General features: G+C 55.8%; 11 protein-coding genes. All 11 read right to left on the reverse strand.

All coding sequences use genetic code 11. From position 1 onward, the window contains the following. On the reverse strand, nt 1-4,510 hold a 4,510-nt coding region (locus K8I84_RS12140), incomplete at its 3' end, for a DUF4347 domain-containing protein (protein WP_223795041.1). Between the two features lie 45 nt (nt 4,511-4,555). Further along, a complete protein-coding gene (locus K8I84_RS12145; protein WP_223795042.1) occupies nt 4,556-5,956 on the reverse strand; it encodes an efflux RND transporter periplasmic adaptor subunit in 1,401 nt (466 codons plus the stop codon). Nucleotides 5,957-5,987: 31 nt separating this feature from the next. Then, on the reverse strand, nt 5,988-8,135 hold the full coding sequence (locus K8I84_RS12150; RefSeq protein ID WP_223795043.1) for a hypothetical protein: 2,148 nt from the start codon (nt 8,133-8,135) through the stop codon (nt 5,988-5,990). 14 nt (nt 8,136-8,149) lie between these two features. Next, complete coding sequence (locus K8I84_RS12155; protein ID WP_223795044.1) at nt 8,150-10,060, reverse strand: efflux RND transporter periplasmic adaptor subunit; 1,911 nt, start codon at nt 10,058-10,060, stop codon at nt 8,150-8,152. A gap of 358 nt (nt 10,061-10,418) precedes the next feature. Continuing rightward, entirely contained in the window at nt 10,419-11,120 is a 702-nt protein-coding gene (locus tag K8I84_RS12160) for a substrate-binding periplasmic protein (RefSeq protein WP_223795045.1), read from the reverse strand. 214 nt (nt 11,121-11,334) lie between these two features. Then, nucleotides 11,335-12,840, reverse strand: a complete 1,506-nt coding sequence (gene nhaB / locus K8I84_RS12165; RefSeq protein ID WP_223795046.1) for a sodium/proton antiporter NhaB — start codon at nt 12,838-12,840, stop codon at nt 11,335-11,337. 436 nt (nt 12,841-13,276) lie between these two features. Then, entirely contained in the window at nt 13,277-13,495 is a 219-nt protein-coding gene (locus tag K8I84_RS12170) for a hypothetical protein (RefSeq protein WP_223795047.1), read from the reverse strand. An 8-nt stretch (nt 13,496-13,503) separates the two neighbouring features. Next, a complete protein-coding gene (locus tag K8I84_RS12175; protein WP_223795048.1) occupies nt 13,504-13,830 on the reverse strand; it encodes a hypothetical protein in 327 nt (108 codons plus the stop codon). Between the two features lie 226 nt (nt 13,831-14,056). After that, a complete protein-coding gene (glmS, locus tag K8I84_RS12180) occupies nt 14,057-15,889 on the reverse strand; it encodes a glutamine--fructose-6-phosphate transaminase (isomerizing) (RefSeq protein WP_223795049.1) in 1,833 nt (610 codons plus the stop codon). Between the two features lie 29 nt (nt 15,890-15,918). After that, nucleotides 15,919-17,289, reverse strand: coding sequence for a bifunctional UDP-N-acetylglucosamine diphosphorylase/glucosamine-1-phosphate N-acetyltransferase GlmU (gene glmU / locus K8I84_RS12185; RefSeq protein WP_223795050.1), 1,371 nt, complete (start codon nt 17,287-17,289; stop codon nt 15,919-15,921). A 137-nt stretch (nt 17,290-17,426) separates the two neighbouring features. Then, the gene (locus tag K8I84_RS12190) at nt 17,427-17,849 is read right to left on the reverse strand and encodes a F0F1 ATP synthase subunit epsilon (RefSeq protein ID WP_117618963.1); all 423 of its coding nucleotides are present in this window, start codon (nt 17,847-17,849) and stop codon (nt 17,427-17,429) included. Between the last annotated feature and the right edge of the window lie 27 nt (nt 17,850-17,876).

Here is a 17,876-nt window from a genome sequence, read left to right on the forward strand (position 1 = left end):
GGCTGCCACTGATCACCGTGTCTTCATCGCCACTGCCCGAGGTATCGCCGCTGAACACCGCCGTGTCGTTGATCGGGGTGACGGTGATCGCCACGGTATCGCTATCGGACGCGCCGTTGCTGTCCGTGGACAGGACCGTCAGCGTATCGCTGCCATTGACGTCAAGATTGCCCTGGTACGTCAGCGATGCCAGGGTGGCGTTGATGTCAGCCACTGAACCAGAGAGCGTTAAATCACCCGAGTCGTTGGCGCCAGCCGAGATCGTGGCCGCGCCGGACAGGGTGACATTCACGGTGCCATTGTTGACGGTCAACTGAACGGTGGAGAGATTATTATCGGCGTCGGTGACACTGATGCCGCTGATGGCCAGAGACGTATCTTCATTGACCGTTTGAGCACCGGGGACCGTGTTCACCGGTGCATCGTTGACCGGGGTGATGTCCAGTGTGGCACTGCCGGCGACGGTGGCGGACCCATCGGTGATGCTGTAGCTGAAGCTGACCGAGGTATCGTCGTTGGGGGCCGGGGTGTAGGTCCAGGTGCCGTCACCGTTGTCGGTCAGAAGACCATTGCCACTGGTGATGGCCAGCCCGGTTGCGGTGAGCGAATCGCCGTCGGCATCACTGGCATTGCCCAGCAACTCGGCCTGGGTGATGGTGCGCGCACCGCTGTCTTCAGCAATCGGTGCCAGCGTGACCGGCGAGGTGGTCGGTGCATCGTTTTGTGCCATGACGTCCACGGTCATGGTGTAACTTGAGGCCGAATCGGCCGTGCCATCGTTAACAGAAAAACCGAAGCTGTCGTAGCCGGTACCGTTGGCATCAGCCACCGGGGTAAAAGTCAGGTTACCCGCATCGATATCGGCCTTCGTGATCACCTGGTTCAGGGTGACGTCCACACCGTTGAGCTGCAAAGATCCGGCACTTTCTAAAGAAGTAATCTGAACGCTGGCCAGTGCATCGCCGTCGATGTCACTGAATTTAAAATCAGCTGCCGTAAAGGTATAGACGGTGTCTTCGTTGGTCGTGATGGTATTGTTCGCCGCCGTCGGTGCGTCGTTGACGTTGGTCACGTTGAAATTGAACGTATCCGTGGCTGACGCCGCTCCGTCTTCACCACCATCGGCCAGGGAGAAACCAAACGCGTCCGTGGTCACCTGCGATCCATCGTGGACGAAGATCAGGCGGTTGTTGTCGATGTCATCCTGAGTAAACGAGGAGATCGCCACGCCGGGATTGGTCGTCAGTTCCAGTTGGCCATTGGTCGGCCCGCTGGTGACCGTATAAGTCAGTTCGGCCCCCGCATCGTCGGGATCAGCTCCGCTAAGCATCGCCGAGGTGATGGTTACCTGGCCACCCTCGGCCACTGTTGCTGCCGCATTGGTGCCCACCGTCGGCGCATCATTGACCGACGTGATGGCGATATCACGCGCCTGGGTATTGCTGTTGGCATTACCATCATTGACGGTGAAGCTTACCGTACGAGTCGTTGTGTCCGGATTCTCGCTGGTGTTGTTATAGGTGATTGAGCGGAGTGCCGTTTCATATTGCCCCAACGTGGCACTGCCGGTCAGCGTCAAGGTTCCAGTGGCAGCGTCGAAGGAACCGGTAATGCCGTTTTGATCCGTGAAACCAAGGACGTCTTCGCCACTGATGTATCCTGCGGTAATTTGCACGACGGCCGATTGAATGTTCGTGTCATCTGCATCGGTGATGGCCAGCGTGGAAGTGATCGCGACCGCTCCATCATTCTCCGTATATGACAGCGCCGTATCTTCCAGGGCGGAACCGGTAGGCGCGGCATTGGTGTCGTCAACGACTTCAATAGTGAAGATTTCACTGTAGGTCAGCCCACCTGAATCAGTGACCTGGACCGTAATGGCATGTGATGTCGCGGTCTGGTAATCGATCAGGGAGGCATCCAGAACCGTGATCTCTCCGCTGACCGGATCAATGTCGAAACGGCCACCGGCGTTATCGAGAAGCGTGTAAGTAAAGCTGTCACCAATGTCTGGATCAATGGTCGACAGCGTACCGACCACGGTTCCGTTGACATCAGTATCCAGCACGGAAAGGATCAGTTCCGGGTTGCTCGGTGTGAACCCTGCGCCGCTGGCGTGCCCCACGGTCAGGTTGTTACCGCCGACGCTATCGATGACCCCGCCACTGTCGGACAGATTGTCGAATATCCAGTTCGCAACCAGGCCAGGTTCGTTACTGGGCAGCGTCTCGGAGTAGTGCGTCGCCACTTCCGTGGCTGTGCGCACATCATCGAAGAGCCGGACATCATACAGCGTGCCGTTAAAGTGCTGGAGCGGATCCAAACTGCCGCTGCCGCCGGCGCCGTCCTGCTCCTGACCGAACATCAAAGTTCCGCCCGTCGGAATCGTCTCGCCTGCCGATAATCCGGTGCCGCTGTCTACCAACACGCCATCGATGTATATGCTCCAGTCTCCGGCGGTGTTGTCCCAGCTCACAGACAGGGTGTGGCTCTGCCCATCCATCAGGGCCGCGTTGTAATCAATAGCATCCGAATACACTGGAGTACCGGTGCCGATATCGAGCTCAAGCGCGTTCGGGTTATTCGTGTCCGTTGATGACACCGTTTGGATGCTGAGCACATCCCCGGATCCCGTGTTGTAGGAAATAAAAGCCGTCTCGTGATCGGGAGAGGTGTTCTTGCCTTCAAACTGCACCTCTACCGTGAACTGGCTAAGCGGGCTTGGCAGTCCACTGTCGGCGACAAGATACGTATCGTTACCACCGTCCTCATTGAGGCTGATCCCGCCCTGAGTGTTGGATGTGGTTGTCAGGTCGATGGGGGCATCGTTGACCGGGTTCACGGTGACACTGCTACTGGCTGACTCGGCGCTGAACGCGGAGCTTCCGGCGGTCCCGGAGGTGGTAAAATCGATCCTGACATCGTCGATGTACATCAGTGCACCGGTTGCCGGTGCGTCTACTTTGAAGCGGATCGTCGTGTTGGCCGCAGCATAGGCGCTGATATCAAAGGATTCGAAAGACCCCACGTTTCCCACGTAGTTGTCTTGATTGATGTAGTATGTCTGCAGTGGGTTCCAGTTGGCGCCGTCGAATATCTCAAGGATAACCGTGCCGGTTTCGACGTTGTAGCTCTCCTCATAGGTAAAACTCAACGTTGCCGAGGTCGCTCCGCTTAGATCGACCTCGCGCTCAATGGAGGTACCATTGTTCAGGCCAATCTGCAGGTACGAACCATCGACCACCGAGCCCGCGCTGCTAATGGAGATATTGGCGCCAGTAGTCTGCCAAGAGTCACTCCAGTTGACACTGCCATTGTTGCCGCTATAGCCGTTCTCAAAGGAATCCAGGACAAAGGTGGTGCTCAAATCCATCGTGCCACCGGCCGTGCCGGAGGTCTGATCCCAGGCTTGAAAGGTGATGCCGTCGGTAACCGTACCGTTCCAGTCCGCATCTGGCACGAAGCGCACCGAGGTGTTGGCGTCGGCTGCCAGCAGACGAGCCGCTGAACTGTCTACCGCGCCAAAGGCGATCCAGTTGGTGCCGCCGTCGGTGGTGTACTCCCAGGTACCGTTGCTGTCGTCGACGGCAATGACTGCGATGCCATCAACCCCACCGCCGGGGCCGGGGGGATGGGTGATCTGGCCCGCGATGAGGTCGGTAACCAGGGTGCCGTTATTACTGACCGGGTCTTCGTCAATGGTTTGTAAATCGTTCGCACCGTTCAATGTCGGCAGAATGTTCTGCCACTGGCTCTGCTGACTGTCGCTGATGGCGACGGTCGCTTCGATGTCACCGGCCTGATATTCCAGATCCCAGTCGCCGCCAAGGCTTTGGTGACCGGTCAAGTCATCGGAGGCCGCAACGTCGGCCTGGGTCAATTCGCTGATTTCATTGATCAGGCCTTTACCGGACTCGGACGCTGCCAGGTCACAGCCATAGAAAAGAATGTCTGCGTCGGAATCCAGGTACTCTGCCCAGGATTGCAGCTGGCCTTGATAGGAAAGCAGATTCTCGTTACTGAGCTGACCGCTGCCCAGATCAACGGCGCCATCAGAACCGTGAGAAATAATGTGGATGGCGTCTACCGCCTGATAATCCTGCAACGTTGCGGTTATCTGTTCGATGCCATCGCGGTTATTGTCGAGCAGGATGACTTCCAACCGGCGATCGTCATCGCTCTCAGAGAGCATGCCATCGACCAGTTGCTGGTAGTCGGGCGTATCGGTATCCACAAAGACCAACTCGGTACGAACAGAGGTCTCCGTCGCAGGCGAAGTTACTTCTTGATCCTGGGGGCTTAGCTCCGAGGGTTCGCTTTGGGTCTGTTCTTTTGCCAGCTGGGCACGCTGTTTTTCAAGCACTGCGGCCGTGTCGTCCAGCAACGTGGCCAGGGAATCGTCGGTAGCCGGATTATCAGCGGCCCCGGCAAACATATCCGCCGAGAACAGCATCCGTGGCTCAAGAGCCTCGATGAGTGGGGCGCCGCGTTTTTTTTGTTTTTTATCCATCAGGTGCCTAACTCCATCTGAGACCCCTTTCCGTCAACACTGAACTCAGCGCTCGGCCAATTCCGGGTAACAAGCCATCGGCTTGAAGGTGGCTGTCGAATCAAGGGCTGCGACCGTATTTTGTAACTGGTCGGATAGATCGGTTTTGCCGGACACAGCCATTTCCAGCCAATATTCCTGGACGTCTTTTCTGTCCGGCAGAAGCTCCGTTTCGAAGCCCAACAGACCAAGCGCATCCTGACGTTTCTCTGCGAACGCTCGCTTACTAAAGTACCCCAGACCTACACGGCCCTTATGCTCGCCCCCGGCCAGAACGAATCGGTCGGTAATGCCTGCTTGATCAAGGCGGGCCAGTAATTCGTCAGCGTCCTGAGAGTTGGAGGGCTCCACCGCGAGCACCTGATAGCCTGCCGTTACGTTGTTACTGACCGAGCGTAACTGCAACTTTTCTGTTGCTTGTTCAAGCCTTTCGGCAAGCCCTTGAGCAGTGGCTTCGTCTTCGACGGGGCCGATGCTGTAACAGCTTTCTGGCGGATACTCGTCAGCGACCTCGACGGGAGCCCCACTCTCCGCAGCCTCGGCAACCTGTTCGGGCTCATCCAGAGACGGCGGTAAAAAGCTCAACTGACACCGTAGGCCGGCAGGGATTTGATAATCGGGATTGGGCAGGCTTAAGCGAACACCGAAGGTGCCGCTGGCAGCATCAGCAACACGATCGACTCGCTCAACCGTTGCACGGTATTCGGCTGAGGTCCCATAGCCCGTGCTCACCTCCGCCTCCATACCCGGCGAGATCTGCTCCCAATAATCCACCGGCACGATGACCTCCACATGCAGGGGATCTAATTGAGCAACACGAACCAGAGGATCGTTTTCCACAAACTCACCCACCGATTTGAAGCGTTCCATGACCACGCCCGCGACGGGGCTGCGGATACTGCGCTGCATCAGGATCATTTTTGCCCGGTGATATTCAAGCTCTGCAAGGGCCTTCTCATCCTGCTGTTGCCTGACCTGCAGTTCCGCAATGCGCGCTTCGGTTTTCGACTGATCCACATCGTGCTGGGAGATGGCGGATTTACGTAACAGTTCCCGCATACGCTTTTCAGTCAGCGAACCAAATTCGGCACGTTCCTGGTGTAACTCTATGGCCGTATCCATACCGGCTCGAATCCGGGCCAGCTCCAGAGAGGCCCGTTCCACACTCGATTCAAGCTCGACAATGACGGTGCCTTTTTCTACCCGGTCACTGCGATAAACGTGGATGGCATCAACAACGCCGGGTATGGCGCTGCCCACATCGACAATTTCACTGGGCTGCATGACACAGTCCTGGATGGGAATGGCGTGACCAGCTTCTTCCCGTGGATGCTCGTTTGCCTGAACGCTGACGACTGCATTCGTTATCAGAGCGAACAGGAGCGAGACCCGTGCTTTTATTTTCATTCTTATTCTCTCCTGCTGAATACTTGTAGGGTCAGAAATCGAGCCTGCTCAACAGCAGCTGGCGACCACTGCGCAACCATTGGCTGGCCAGAGGCTCAGCGCCATGATCAAAGCGCACGTAGGCGCGCTCTCCCACCCCGGCCACATTGAAACCCTCGGGCAATGACAGATCTACATGAAACACCTCTTCTGCGGCAGAGGTTCCCCCGCTATCGGTCTTCTTTACCGCGATGGCCCCGCCGCCGGCAGTACCCAGGGCTCTGCTGGGCAACACCGTGCTGCCGGCCGGCGTCTCTCGACTGACATGAACCTGCACCGTCTCACTCAACCGTTCGGCAACCCGGACCTCAACTTGGGAGACCTTTTCTCGCACCAGGCCTATCTTCGATTGCGGCACGACCGCCCTCACGATCAGGCGCTCCGGGCTGATCACATAACCGATCAGCTCACCTTTTCGCAGGTGACGTCCGACGAACCTGCTTTCGTCAGGCAGCACAAACACACCGGCGACCTGGCTACGCACGATCAGGGAGTCCTGCTGTGTTTTCAGCATCGCCAGCTCGGCTTCAACCCAACGAAGCTCTGAATCAAGCAATTTCGATTTCACGCGCTGATTCAAACGCTCGGCGGCAATGCGAATTTCCAACTCCCGGCGGCGCGCATCCAGTTTTGAAATTTGAGCTTCCAGTGAAAAGGCGCTCATGCGAACCAGAGGTGTATTGGCCTCGACAGGCGTTCCGGGTTCCACCAACACCTCTTCCACCAACCCTTCTGCACCGCTATAGACCAGGGCCTGCTCGGTAACCCAGACAACGCCTTGTGCCTGACTGGTGAGTGATACCGGCACGAGTAACAGAATGGCGCTCACACCACCGATCGTTAGTGCGGAAACTCCCGTAGCCCGTTTACGCCGACCCGCCAGCGACGGCCCTTCGAGCAGAAAACGGGTACCACGATAGAGCGGCAGAACAATTTGCGTCCCCATCGCCCAGGCGCCCAGGGCAACCCCGATAAACAGGTATTCTTCCACCAGAAACAGCACGATGACGGCAAGAATGAACAACCGATAGATAAAGGCCGCCAGCCCATACACAGCAAACCAGACTGACTCGCCGGCGGCCGTCACTGGGGAACGAGCGGATTCAATACCAAACAGATAACGCTGAATCAGATACAGGTAGTAGCGGCTTGAGCGGGCATAGAGATTGGGAATTTCAGCCAGATCCTGCAGTACGTAATAACCATCGAATCGCAACAGCGGGTTGGCGTTGAACAGAAGGGTCGAGACAGTACCAATCAACATTGCGTTGAACGCGACGTCGCGCACCAGACCAGGCTCAACGGCCAGCCATACGAACAGCGCCAGTGCAGCGATGAATAACTCGACCAGTACACCTACCGCGCCGACCAGTGCCCGTTTGTACTTGTCACGTATCTCCCACGCTGCAGAGGCGTCCACATACGGCACCGGCGCAAAAACCAGAAGTGTTATCCCCATTTCATGCACTTCGCCCCCCCACATTTTCACCGTAAAGGCGTGGGCAAACTCATGCACTATTTTGATAACCACAAAGGTCAGCAGCATCAGAACAAGGTTGGCCGGTAACAGGATATCCCGGTTTACCGATGCGCTGATTTCGGGAATATTTGTCAGACCCAGAAGGCCAGCTAAACCAACCAGGAGTATCCAGACGACCACTCCGGCTCTGGAAAACACCGGGCGAATCCACGGCATGAGGCGATTCAGAATCGTGTCGGGATCCAGCAACGGAATCCGGATCGCCAAGGGGTTCATGAAGGCTCGTTGCCTGCGAAGACGGCGCTCATCCTGAAAACGGTTAAAGAATTCCTTGGCCTCGGCCGGCAATTCACTGCGCAGAAGATCCATCGCGAACAACTGCGTCAGAATCAGCACGATGTCATCCTGGGTCGGCGCATCCTCACCCAGAACGATCCTTATCCTGTGGTGGATTTCTTCCACCGTGAGTTCACCGTCGAGTCGACCAACAAACTCATAAGCCGGTGCGCTGAAACGGAGATGACGACTGTTGGATTGATCGCGCAACAGGTACCAGCGTTCACCACGGTATTGCTGGGAGTGGGTTCTTACGTGCTGACGCAGCCTGGGCCGCAACCCGGCAAGTAAAGGCCAATGGGGATTTTGGGATGCCACGGTCATTTGTCGTTCTCCCCTCAGGCCGCCCAGAACCAGAGACGGACTCGATCAACGATCGAGTGAGTCCAGATCCACAGCAAACTGCGTTGTCCCATATCCACCTTGGCCACACCCCGCATTCCCGGGCGCAGCATAGGTGCAGGCTGTTCCAGCGAGGCTTCGACCCGGAAAAAGTTTCGTGAATCACTGGAGACCGCTACCGGCACGACTTGATCAATGACAAGGTCAAAGGTGGTTTCAGGTAGCGCCGAGATGATCAGACGCCCCGTCTTGCCTTTTTCCACGCCCGCCATATCCCGCTCATCCACTTCCAACACCACTCGATAACTCTCCAGCGGCGCAACTTCATACAGCACCTCGCCAGTCTCAACCGGCGCCCCGACCGATTGGCTCAAGTCACCAGTGACCACGACACCATCGAAAGGCGCGCGCAGTTGTGTTCGTTTTATCCGCTCTTCGACCAGTTGGATTTCAGCGTTCACCTGGTCAAGCTGGGCACGCAAGACACTGAGCGTAACCCGCTCGCTCTCGGCCAGCGCTTCCTGATACTCGGTTTGGAGTTTGTTGTACTCGCTCTGCCATTTTTGACGTTCAAGCTGCAGATCGCGATCATCCAGCAAGGCTATCGACTGGCCTTCCGTGACCACATCACCCGCCCGGACCCCAGCGCTTTTCACATAGCCGTCTTGTGGCGACACCAGGACCTGACGAACGGCACCTTCGATGCTGGCCGGCGAAGTCATCTCGTAAGTTCCGTCCACCAATGACAAGGCACCGAGCAACACCAGTGCCGTCAGCGTCACCACCTTTAACCTCATGAATGATGGGCCAAAGACACTTGCGGCTGATTCCTTGAATGCTTCAATGCCTTTCAACCAGAAGGAACGCTCATCCTGAATTTTCGACTCCAACGCGGGGCCGACGACAGCGACCAGGGACTGACACAAAGCGACCGTTTCCTCGTCAAAGGGGTCCTTCAGATCGCGTTCCAGCGTCACAGCCCCGATAACCTTTGATCGCCCTCGTAACGGGATTGTGCAAACAGCGACACTTTGCGGCTGATTCGCCAATTCGGCATGGGCCCTGGAGACCACCGAGTTCTGACCCGGAATGGTGGGCCATATCATGGCAATGCCTTGATCCACAGCCTCTTCCATGGCCGCTTCTGTTCTTCGCACCATCTGGGTCCGTGGATCAAAGCTGGCCATATGAGACATCGCCTGAAGGCGGACAGGCAGCCCCTGACGAAAACCGATACTGACTCGTTCGCAGCGGAATTGATTCGCGAGCTGATTGACTGTCTCAATCGCCGCTGTATGGGAGGAGGGATGTCGGAGAATAGCGGTCATCGCCCTTAAGGCAAAAGTACCTGCTTCTCGCTGTGCGATTGAATGCTGCTGCACCAGCGTTTTCATCCACAGGCCACCCCACTGGAGCAACTGCAATACTGCTTTCTGTTGGGCCACAGAGCGAGGCGAGATCAGAACTGCGACGACGGCTACCGGCTTATTATCAACAAAGAACGGAGTGGCGATTAATTCACAAACCCGCTGTTTGTCTGGCCCGTAATGCTGCTGGGAGCGAACTACGCTTCGATTGCCCGCCAGTGCCTGGGCAGCGGCATCCACCAGAAGAGATTCCCCTTCGCCCTTCTCGGGCCACCAGGAAACAGCCGCACCCAGACGCTTGGCGTTTTCTGGCAAGTAGAGTGCGCCGCGGATAAGGCCTGTCACCATCCGGCACTGCCAAGCCAGCCATTTACGGGCCAATTCAGCCGAAACCTCGTTGGAACTGGGGTTCCCGTCTACACGGGGGCTGGAATTCGCCGGCACCCGATCAAAGGCTGGAGGCTCGACAGACTCAGGAGTCTTCCGCTCTTCGGAACGTTTGTCTGCACGCCTTGCCGGTGTTAGTACGCTGTTGGACATAAACCATTCTTCCACTGAACCAAGTTCAGTATGGCCTGCCGATACTCCTTAAACTTTGTTAATTGTGTAAACATGTGTTTACTTTAGGTACACATATGATTTTTATCTATTTTCCAAGTGTTTACGCACCGTTTATCCTTCACTGGCGTTGCTCTGGTATGAAATCCTCAGCCCAGACGCCTCAAATCTTTCCGACAACTGTGACAATCAGTTTAATAACGTGGGGCTTGTGGCCGGACTACCCGGCCAGGATTTATGTCGCGGTAGAGTTTTAAGAAGAAAAAGCGGGATTCGTGGAACGCGCCAAACGCTCAGCAGCAGAAGTTCCTTTCGGAAACCAGGAATTCGGGATTACGTGTTACAGAAACTGCTCCGGGAATCCGGGCATGACCGGTCCCGGACTTTTGTCTTGCACGGGAGGTACCAGCCCCTGTTCAAGCAGCTGCATGTAGGCATCATCGAATACCTCACGCAGGATGGCAGCACGGGGGTTGGCCAGTGAGAACAACCAGGCCCCGTTTCTTCGCCGCACGTGCACTTCAGTGAACAGTTGCTTCTCCTCCTCAGACAGTATGTCGCGGACAGGTGAACGGTAATCCAGCAGGTAATCGCCTCTTTTCAACTTGAGCATCTCAACAGCCGCTCTGTGACTCGGCGCTTCGGTAACCCGGATACCCTCAGCCGCCTTAAGCCATCCAAGCAACCCGTTATAGGTGTATCCAGAAATTACTATGACCGTTTTACCGTTTAATTCATCAAAGTGGGTCAACGGTTCGTTATTGCTCAAGCTCCACGCACAGAGAAAAAAACTGAATGGACTAGCCCAGCTTTCAAGGATTTGCCCTTTTAGGCTGGGGATGTTGGTCATCCCAGGCCAGACATCAATCTCACCATTTTTCAGGTAGAGATAGGCACGGGATGTGGGCAGATAAACAAATTCCGCAACGTAACCTGCTTGTTCTACCAAGCGCCGGGTAATGTTGATAAAAATTCCAGCAGGTTCCCCTTGCGGAGAACGATAGGTGAGAGGCGGAAACTCCACATAGGCAATACGGAGCAATTTGGAATTACCTCCCGATTGAGCAGCCAATACGGTGCCCGAGATAAGGGAGGCGAACAATCCCAAGCACAGAATAAAGTGCCGGAAAGACTTCCGCAGAGGAGAGAAGTTACAGCGGTTATTCATGAACATCTGGTTGTTATTGGATGCGACCAAGATTACCAGACTTGAACTTTTGTGCACCAATAACCGCTGAAAACTGTGAGCTTCGACGTCAGATCTGGCTCACCACCGCAAACAGGCCAACGCCACCCATCACCAGGGTGTAGGGAAATGCCATGACCACCATCCGGCCGTAGGACAACCGAACCAGGGGTGCGATCGCCGATGTGAGCAGGAACAGGAAGGCCGCCTGACCATTTGGCGTCGCCACGCTCGGCAGATTGGTTCCGGTGTTGATGGCCACCGCCAGGTTACGGAAATGCTGCTCGCTGATCACTCCCGCTTCCAGTGCTTGCTTCACTTCGCTGATATACACCGTCGCGACGAACACGTTGTCACTGATCATCGACAGCACGCCGTTGGCAATAAAGAACCAGCCCGGCTGAACGTCTTCCGGCAGACTCAGCACCAGATCGATGATTGGCTTGAACAGGTGCTGTTCGTGGATCACGGCTACGATAGCGAAGAACACCACCAACAGGGAGGTGAACGGCAATGACTCCTGGAACGCCTTACCAATCTGGTGCTCGTCGGTCACCCCGGTGAACGAGGTAATCAGGATAATGACCAGCAGGCCGATCAGACCCACTTCTGCCAGATGGAAGGCAAGACCAATAACCAGTACCACGGCCGCCAGGGCCTGAACCCAGAGGGCTGCCTGATCCGCCTTGGTGCGCTTGGTGCGCTCGTTTTCAGCAAACTCTTCGAGTACCCGGCGGACCGGCTTCGGTAAACGGGTGCCATAGCCAAACCAGCGAAGCTTTTCCAACGCCCAGCAGGTTGCCAGGCCAGCCAGCAATACCGGGAAACTGACCGGCAGCATGGCCTGGAAGAAATCGGCAAAGTTCCAGCCAACCACTTTGGCAATCAACAGGTTCTGGGGCTCGCCCACCATGGTGGCAACACCACCCAGGGCGGTACCAATGGCACCGTGCATCAGCAGGCTGCGAAGGAAAGCCCGGAAGTTCTCCAGGTCTTCACGGTGCAGCTCAATCACATGCTCATCGCTCTGTGCGTTGTGGTCGTTGTGGTGATACCCCTTGCCGGAAGCCACCTTGTGGTAAACGGAATAGAAACCCACCGCCACACTGATGATCACCGCCGTTACCGTCAGGGCGTCCAGGAACGCTGACAGGACTGCCGCCGCGGCACAGAACAACAGCGACAACGCCGACTTGGAACGGACACCCACCAGAATCTGGGTAAACGTAACCAGCAACAGGTCCTTCATAAAGTAGATACCCGCCACCATGAACATCAGCAGCAGGATGACCGGGAAGTTGGCCAGCACTTCGTGATACACCGCATCCGGAGAGGTCATGCCGATCAGCAGGGATTCAACGGCCAGCAGTCCACCGGGCAATAGCGGATAGCACTTCAGTGCCATGGCGAGGGTGAAGATGAACTCACCAACCAGTACCCAACCAGCGACACCAGGACCAAGAGTCCAGACAACCAGCGGATTAATAATGAGAAAAAGGATGATCAGCTGTTTGTACCAGCCGGGGGCATTGCCCAGAAAATTAGCGGTAAACCCGCCCAGAACGGTGGATGGCATGACGAAATCACTAGTGGGTAGTTAAACAGGCGCGCGCATCATAGCAGATAGTTTCCATAGGTAGAGATCCGGTTAGTACAAGTCACTACAAAATAAACACACAAGCTCGCAGTTCACTGTCAAACCGTCACGCACACAGCTGATGCATGAGCACTGTAGGAAGGGGACCTCTAACTGTGGCGGTTTGGCGTATGGTCGAAGATCAGTTCGAGAGTTTTGTGGCAGGGATTCCCAACCCCTGGGGACTGGTCGAGTGGAACCGGGAATCCGAAAATGGTGTGTGACTTCATCGGTGAGTCCAGCGGTCTGGAGAGTGAAAGAGACATCATCGGGTCCGGGGATGACCAGGGTATCTCCGCAGACAATCAGAAACAGCCAGATCGAAGGCGGTTGAGGCTCACTTCACCTGTGAGCCACTGGCCAGTAGTCGAGGGAACTAACAATGGGAGTCGCTCTGGAGAGAATCACCGTAAGAGCTGTCGTACTCATCGAATTCATCACCGTAACCGTCATCGTTGACGGCCTCAGCTTCGAAGAAGGTTTGCAGCCTGGCCAGATAAGGCTGCACGACCTGAATATCCTGCTCAGACACTGACTCCAAATGAACCGCGAACTGGGTGGCGCCCTGGATGGCTTCTCTGAGATTGCGCTCCATTTCTTCCCTCATTTCCTCCGGCAAGCCCGCTGAAGATACTCATCAGCGCTGTCCTCAAGACTCTGAGCGGTGGCTGGCATACTGAAGTGCTGCCGGATCTGCTGCGCGTGTGGATCGGATTTCAACTGAATAACACCGTAGGTCAGAAAGATCTGATCCGCGATAAGGCCAAACGCTTCCGGACTGTCGAAGCCGTGATCGTCGGTGATGGCAACCAGTTTGTGGAAGGACGGATGAGGTTTGCTCTGTCGAACCAGCTGGGAATAGGGGGCTGTCAGATCGGACTTTATGGTTGAATCCGGATCTTCCAGGTCGCCGAATTCATCGGCCAGCACGCTGAGTTCGGTAAAACAGGCGATGAATCATTCGACATCCTGACTCGAGAGTGGTGCAGCTGAAGACGAAGCCCCCCACAACAACCCAAAAGCCAGCAAACCGTTTTTGAGGGTATTCAGTTGAAACATTGCAACGCTCCTTGTTGATTTAGCCCGGCCATCCCTGCCGGGCAACAGATTCGAAATCTCAGAGGGAAAATAACTCGGCACTAACCGAAGATTGACCTTATTCTACCGTCACACTCTTGGCCAGGTTCCGTGGCTGATCCACATCCGTACCTTTCAATACCGCCACATGGTAGGACAGCAACTGAAGCGGGACGGTGTAGACAATCGGCGCCGTGATCTCGTGCACAGGAGGAATCTGCATCACATGGATGTTTTCCTCTTCCTGAACCTCAGCATCCTTGTCGGCAAAGACAAACAGTTCTCCACCGCGAGCCCTGACTTCTTCGAGGTTGGACTTGAGCTTTTCCAGCAGTTCATTGTTCGGTGCCACAGTGACAACCGGCATTTCGTTGTCAACCAGCGCCAGAGGCCCATGCTTCAGTTCGCCGGCAGGGTACGCCTCCGCATGAATGTAGGAAATCTCCTTTAGCTTCAGAGCCCCTTCAAGGGCAACCGGGAACTGGGAGCCCCGCCCCAGGAAAAGGCTGTGATGCTTGTCCATGAAGGCCTTGGACAACTCGGCGATCTCACCATCCAGAGCCAGTACATTTTCAACCTGTCCGGGCAACTCGTGGATGGCCTTTACGATTTCCGCCTCCCGCTCGGCAGAGAGTCCATTATGACGGGCCAGTGCCACGGTAAAGATCAGCAGGGCTGTTAACTGGGTCGTGAATGCCTTGGTGGACGCTACGCCAATTTCCGGCCCGGCCTGCGTCATGATGACCAGATCGGATTCGCGCACCAGGGAACTGCCTGGCACGTTGCAGATAGCCAGGGCAGCTCGGAATCCCGCCTTTTTGGCCTGACGCAGGGCCGCGAGGGTATCGGCCGTTTCACCGGACTGGGAAATACAGAGGAACAGCGTGTCTTTCTGAATGACATGCTTGCGGTAGCGGAATTCAGAAGCCACTTCGACAGAACAGGCAACCCCAGCCAGTTCTTCGATCCAGTAACGAGCGACCATACCGGCATGATAACTGGTGCCACAGGCAATGATCTGGACGTGGTTGACGTCCTTCAACAAGTTGGCCGCCTCGGTGCCAAGGGCTTGTTCCAGTACCCGACTATCGGTGATTCGGCCTTCCATGGTGGCCTTGATCACTTTCGGCTGTTCGTAAATTTCTTTCAGCATGTAATGCCGGTACTCGCCTTTATCGGCAGAGTCTGCACCATGCTCGAATCGCGTAACCTTGCGCTCGACCGGCGTGCCCTCGCGATCGTGGATGGTCACACCTTCCCTACGGATATCCGCAATATCGCCTTCCTCGAGGAAAATAAACCGGTCAGTTACCGGCAGCAAAGCCAACTGATCGGAGGCGATAAAATTCTCACCAATGCCAACGCCAATCACCAGCGGGCTGCCCTCACGACAAACCACCAGATGGTCTGGCTCGTCAGAATGAACAACGGCGAGCGCATACGCACCACGCAGGCGGCTGATGGCTGCTTTTACAGAGTCGTAAACCTTGCCGAGCTGCCGATAGTGTTTCTCGATGAGGTGAACCACCACTTCCGTATCGGTCTGCGAGGTGAACTCAAAGCCTTCAGCCTTCAGCTCCTCACGGAGTTCCTGGTAGTTTTCGATGATCCCATTGTGGACTATGGCCAGGCGGTCGCCGGACATGTGGGGATGGGCATTGAGTTTCGAGGGCTCACCGTGGGTCGCCCAACGGGTGTGGGCAATACCGACATGACCGGTCAGTGGGTTTGACTCGACAGCGTCCGCAAGGGAGGCAACCTTGCCCACTTCCCTGGCACGCTGGACGGAATTCTCGCCATCGACGACCGCCATGCCAGCAGAATCATAGCCGCGGTATTCCAAGCGGCGCAGACCCTCCAGCAGAATTCCCTGAACGTCCCTTTCCGAAACTGCCCCTACAATGCCACACATGCTGCTTTCACCTGTCTTTTAGAACCTGTTTAATCTTTGGTCGGACGTTCCCAGCCCGAAATATTTTTCTGGCGCCCCCGTGCGACGGCCAGCTCACCATCAGCCACATTTCGCGTGATGGTGGAGCCCGCCCCGATGGTCGCGTCAGTTGCTACTTCTACGGGCGCTACGAGCGAGGTGTTTGAACCAACAAACACACCGTCGCCGATGATCGTCTGATGCTTGTTAACACCATCATAATTGCACGTGATGGTGCCTGCACCCACATTCACATTACGACCCAGTGAGGCATCCCCCACGTAACTGAGGTGATTGATCTTGCTGCCCTCACCCACAATGGCCTTTTTCGTTTCAACGAAGTTACCGACCTTGGTTCCGGCGGCCAGTTCGGTACCCGGACGGAGCCTGGCAAACGGTCCGATCTCCGCATTGGCGCCAACGCTGGCACCTTCGATCACACTGTTTGCCTTGATGCTGGCGCCCTCGGCGATTCGAGCATCCTTGATGACACAGTTGGGACCGATAGACACATTGTTACCCAGTTCCACCTGGCCTTCGAACACCACGTTGATATCGATCAGGATGTCGTTGCCAATAGTCAGTTCGCCCCGCACATCGACTCGGGTGGGATCAGCCAGGGTGGCACCTTCAGTCATTAACCGCTCCGCTTCTTTGCGCTGATACCAGCGCTCGAGCTCCGAGAGTTGCAGACGGTTATTCACCCCCTGCACTTCAAACTCATTGGCGGGCTGGGAAACCGACACGTCAAGGCCATTCTGAACCGCCATGGCGATGATATCGGTGAGGTAGTATTCGCCCTGGGCATTGGCATTGGAAAGGCTTGGAAGCCAGGATTTGAGATGCCGGGCAGACACTGCAAGGATACCGGTATTGACTTCCTGGATGGCCTGTTGCTCAGCGCTGGCATCCTTTTGCTCAACAATTTCTACAACCTTACCCAATTCATCGCGAACGATACGGCCATAACCCTGGGGATCGTCCAGCGTGACCGTCAGCAGGCCCAGCGTCTGTTCATCCAGCGTAGCGACCATCGGGGCCAGAGTTTCTTCTTTAATCAGAGGCACATCGCCATACAGAACAAGCACACGCGCGTTGTCCGGCAATTCGGGCAACACCTGAGCGACCGCATGACCGGTACCCAGCTGCTCTTCCTGAACGGCCCAGTGAACATTGCGTCCGTCAGAAGCTTCGCGAACCTTTTCCGCTCCGTGCCCGATTACCGTATGAATCTTGTCCGCGCCAAGCTTTTCTGCCGTTTCAATCACATGGTGGAGCATGGGTTTACCAGCGACTGCATGGAGTACCTTCGGTAGGGCCGATTTCATTCTCGAACCCTGGCCGGCTGCCAGAATCACTACGTGTAAGGGCTTGGTGGACAAACGTGCCTCCAGTCTTTCCTGTTGCTCTCAAAATAAAAAAAGCCGCTTCCTGGTCCACTGTAAAGTCCGCTGATAAAACGGTAATACAGTGTTTCAGGGTGCGGCTTTTGTCTTCGGTTACTCCGAAATCAAAACGCTTAGCGCATTTTGTTCCGCAGCTGCTGGATGGTGCGAAGCTGTGCCACAGCTTCGGCCAACTCTGCAGCGGCACGGGAGTATTCGAATTCACCGGTTTTGTTGGCAAGTGCCTTCTCGGCTTCTTTCTGAGCCTCGAGTGCAGCCGCTTCGTCCACATCTTTTGCACGAACCGCTGTGTCCGCCAACAAAGTTACCAGATTGGGCTGAACTTCCAGATACCCGCCAGACACGTAAAGAATCTCTTCTTCACCGCCCTGCTTGATAATCCGAATAGGACCTGGCTTCAGCTCTGTCAGCAGCGGAGTGTGACCCGGGGCAATACCCAGGTCACCTTCAGAGCCCGCTGCGATCAGCATTTCAACCAATCCGGAATAGATCTTTGTTTCGGCACTTACCACGTCACAATGCACGGTCATACCCATGTCAGTTGCCTCTTTGATCGATCCGGA

It is taken from the genome of Marinobacter sp. F4216, from assembly GCF_019931195.1.
GTDB classification, from domain to species: Bacteria; Pseudomonadota; Gammaproteobacteria; order Pseudomonadales; family Oleiphilaceae; genus Marinobacter; species Marinobacter suaedae.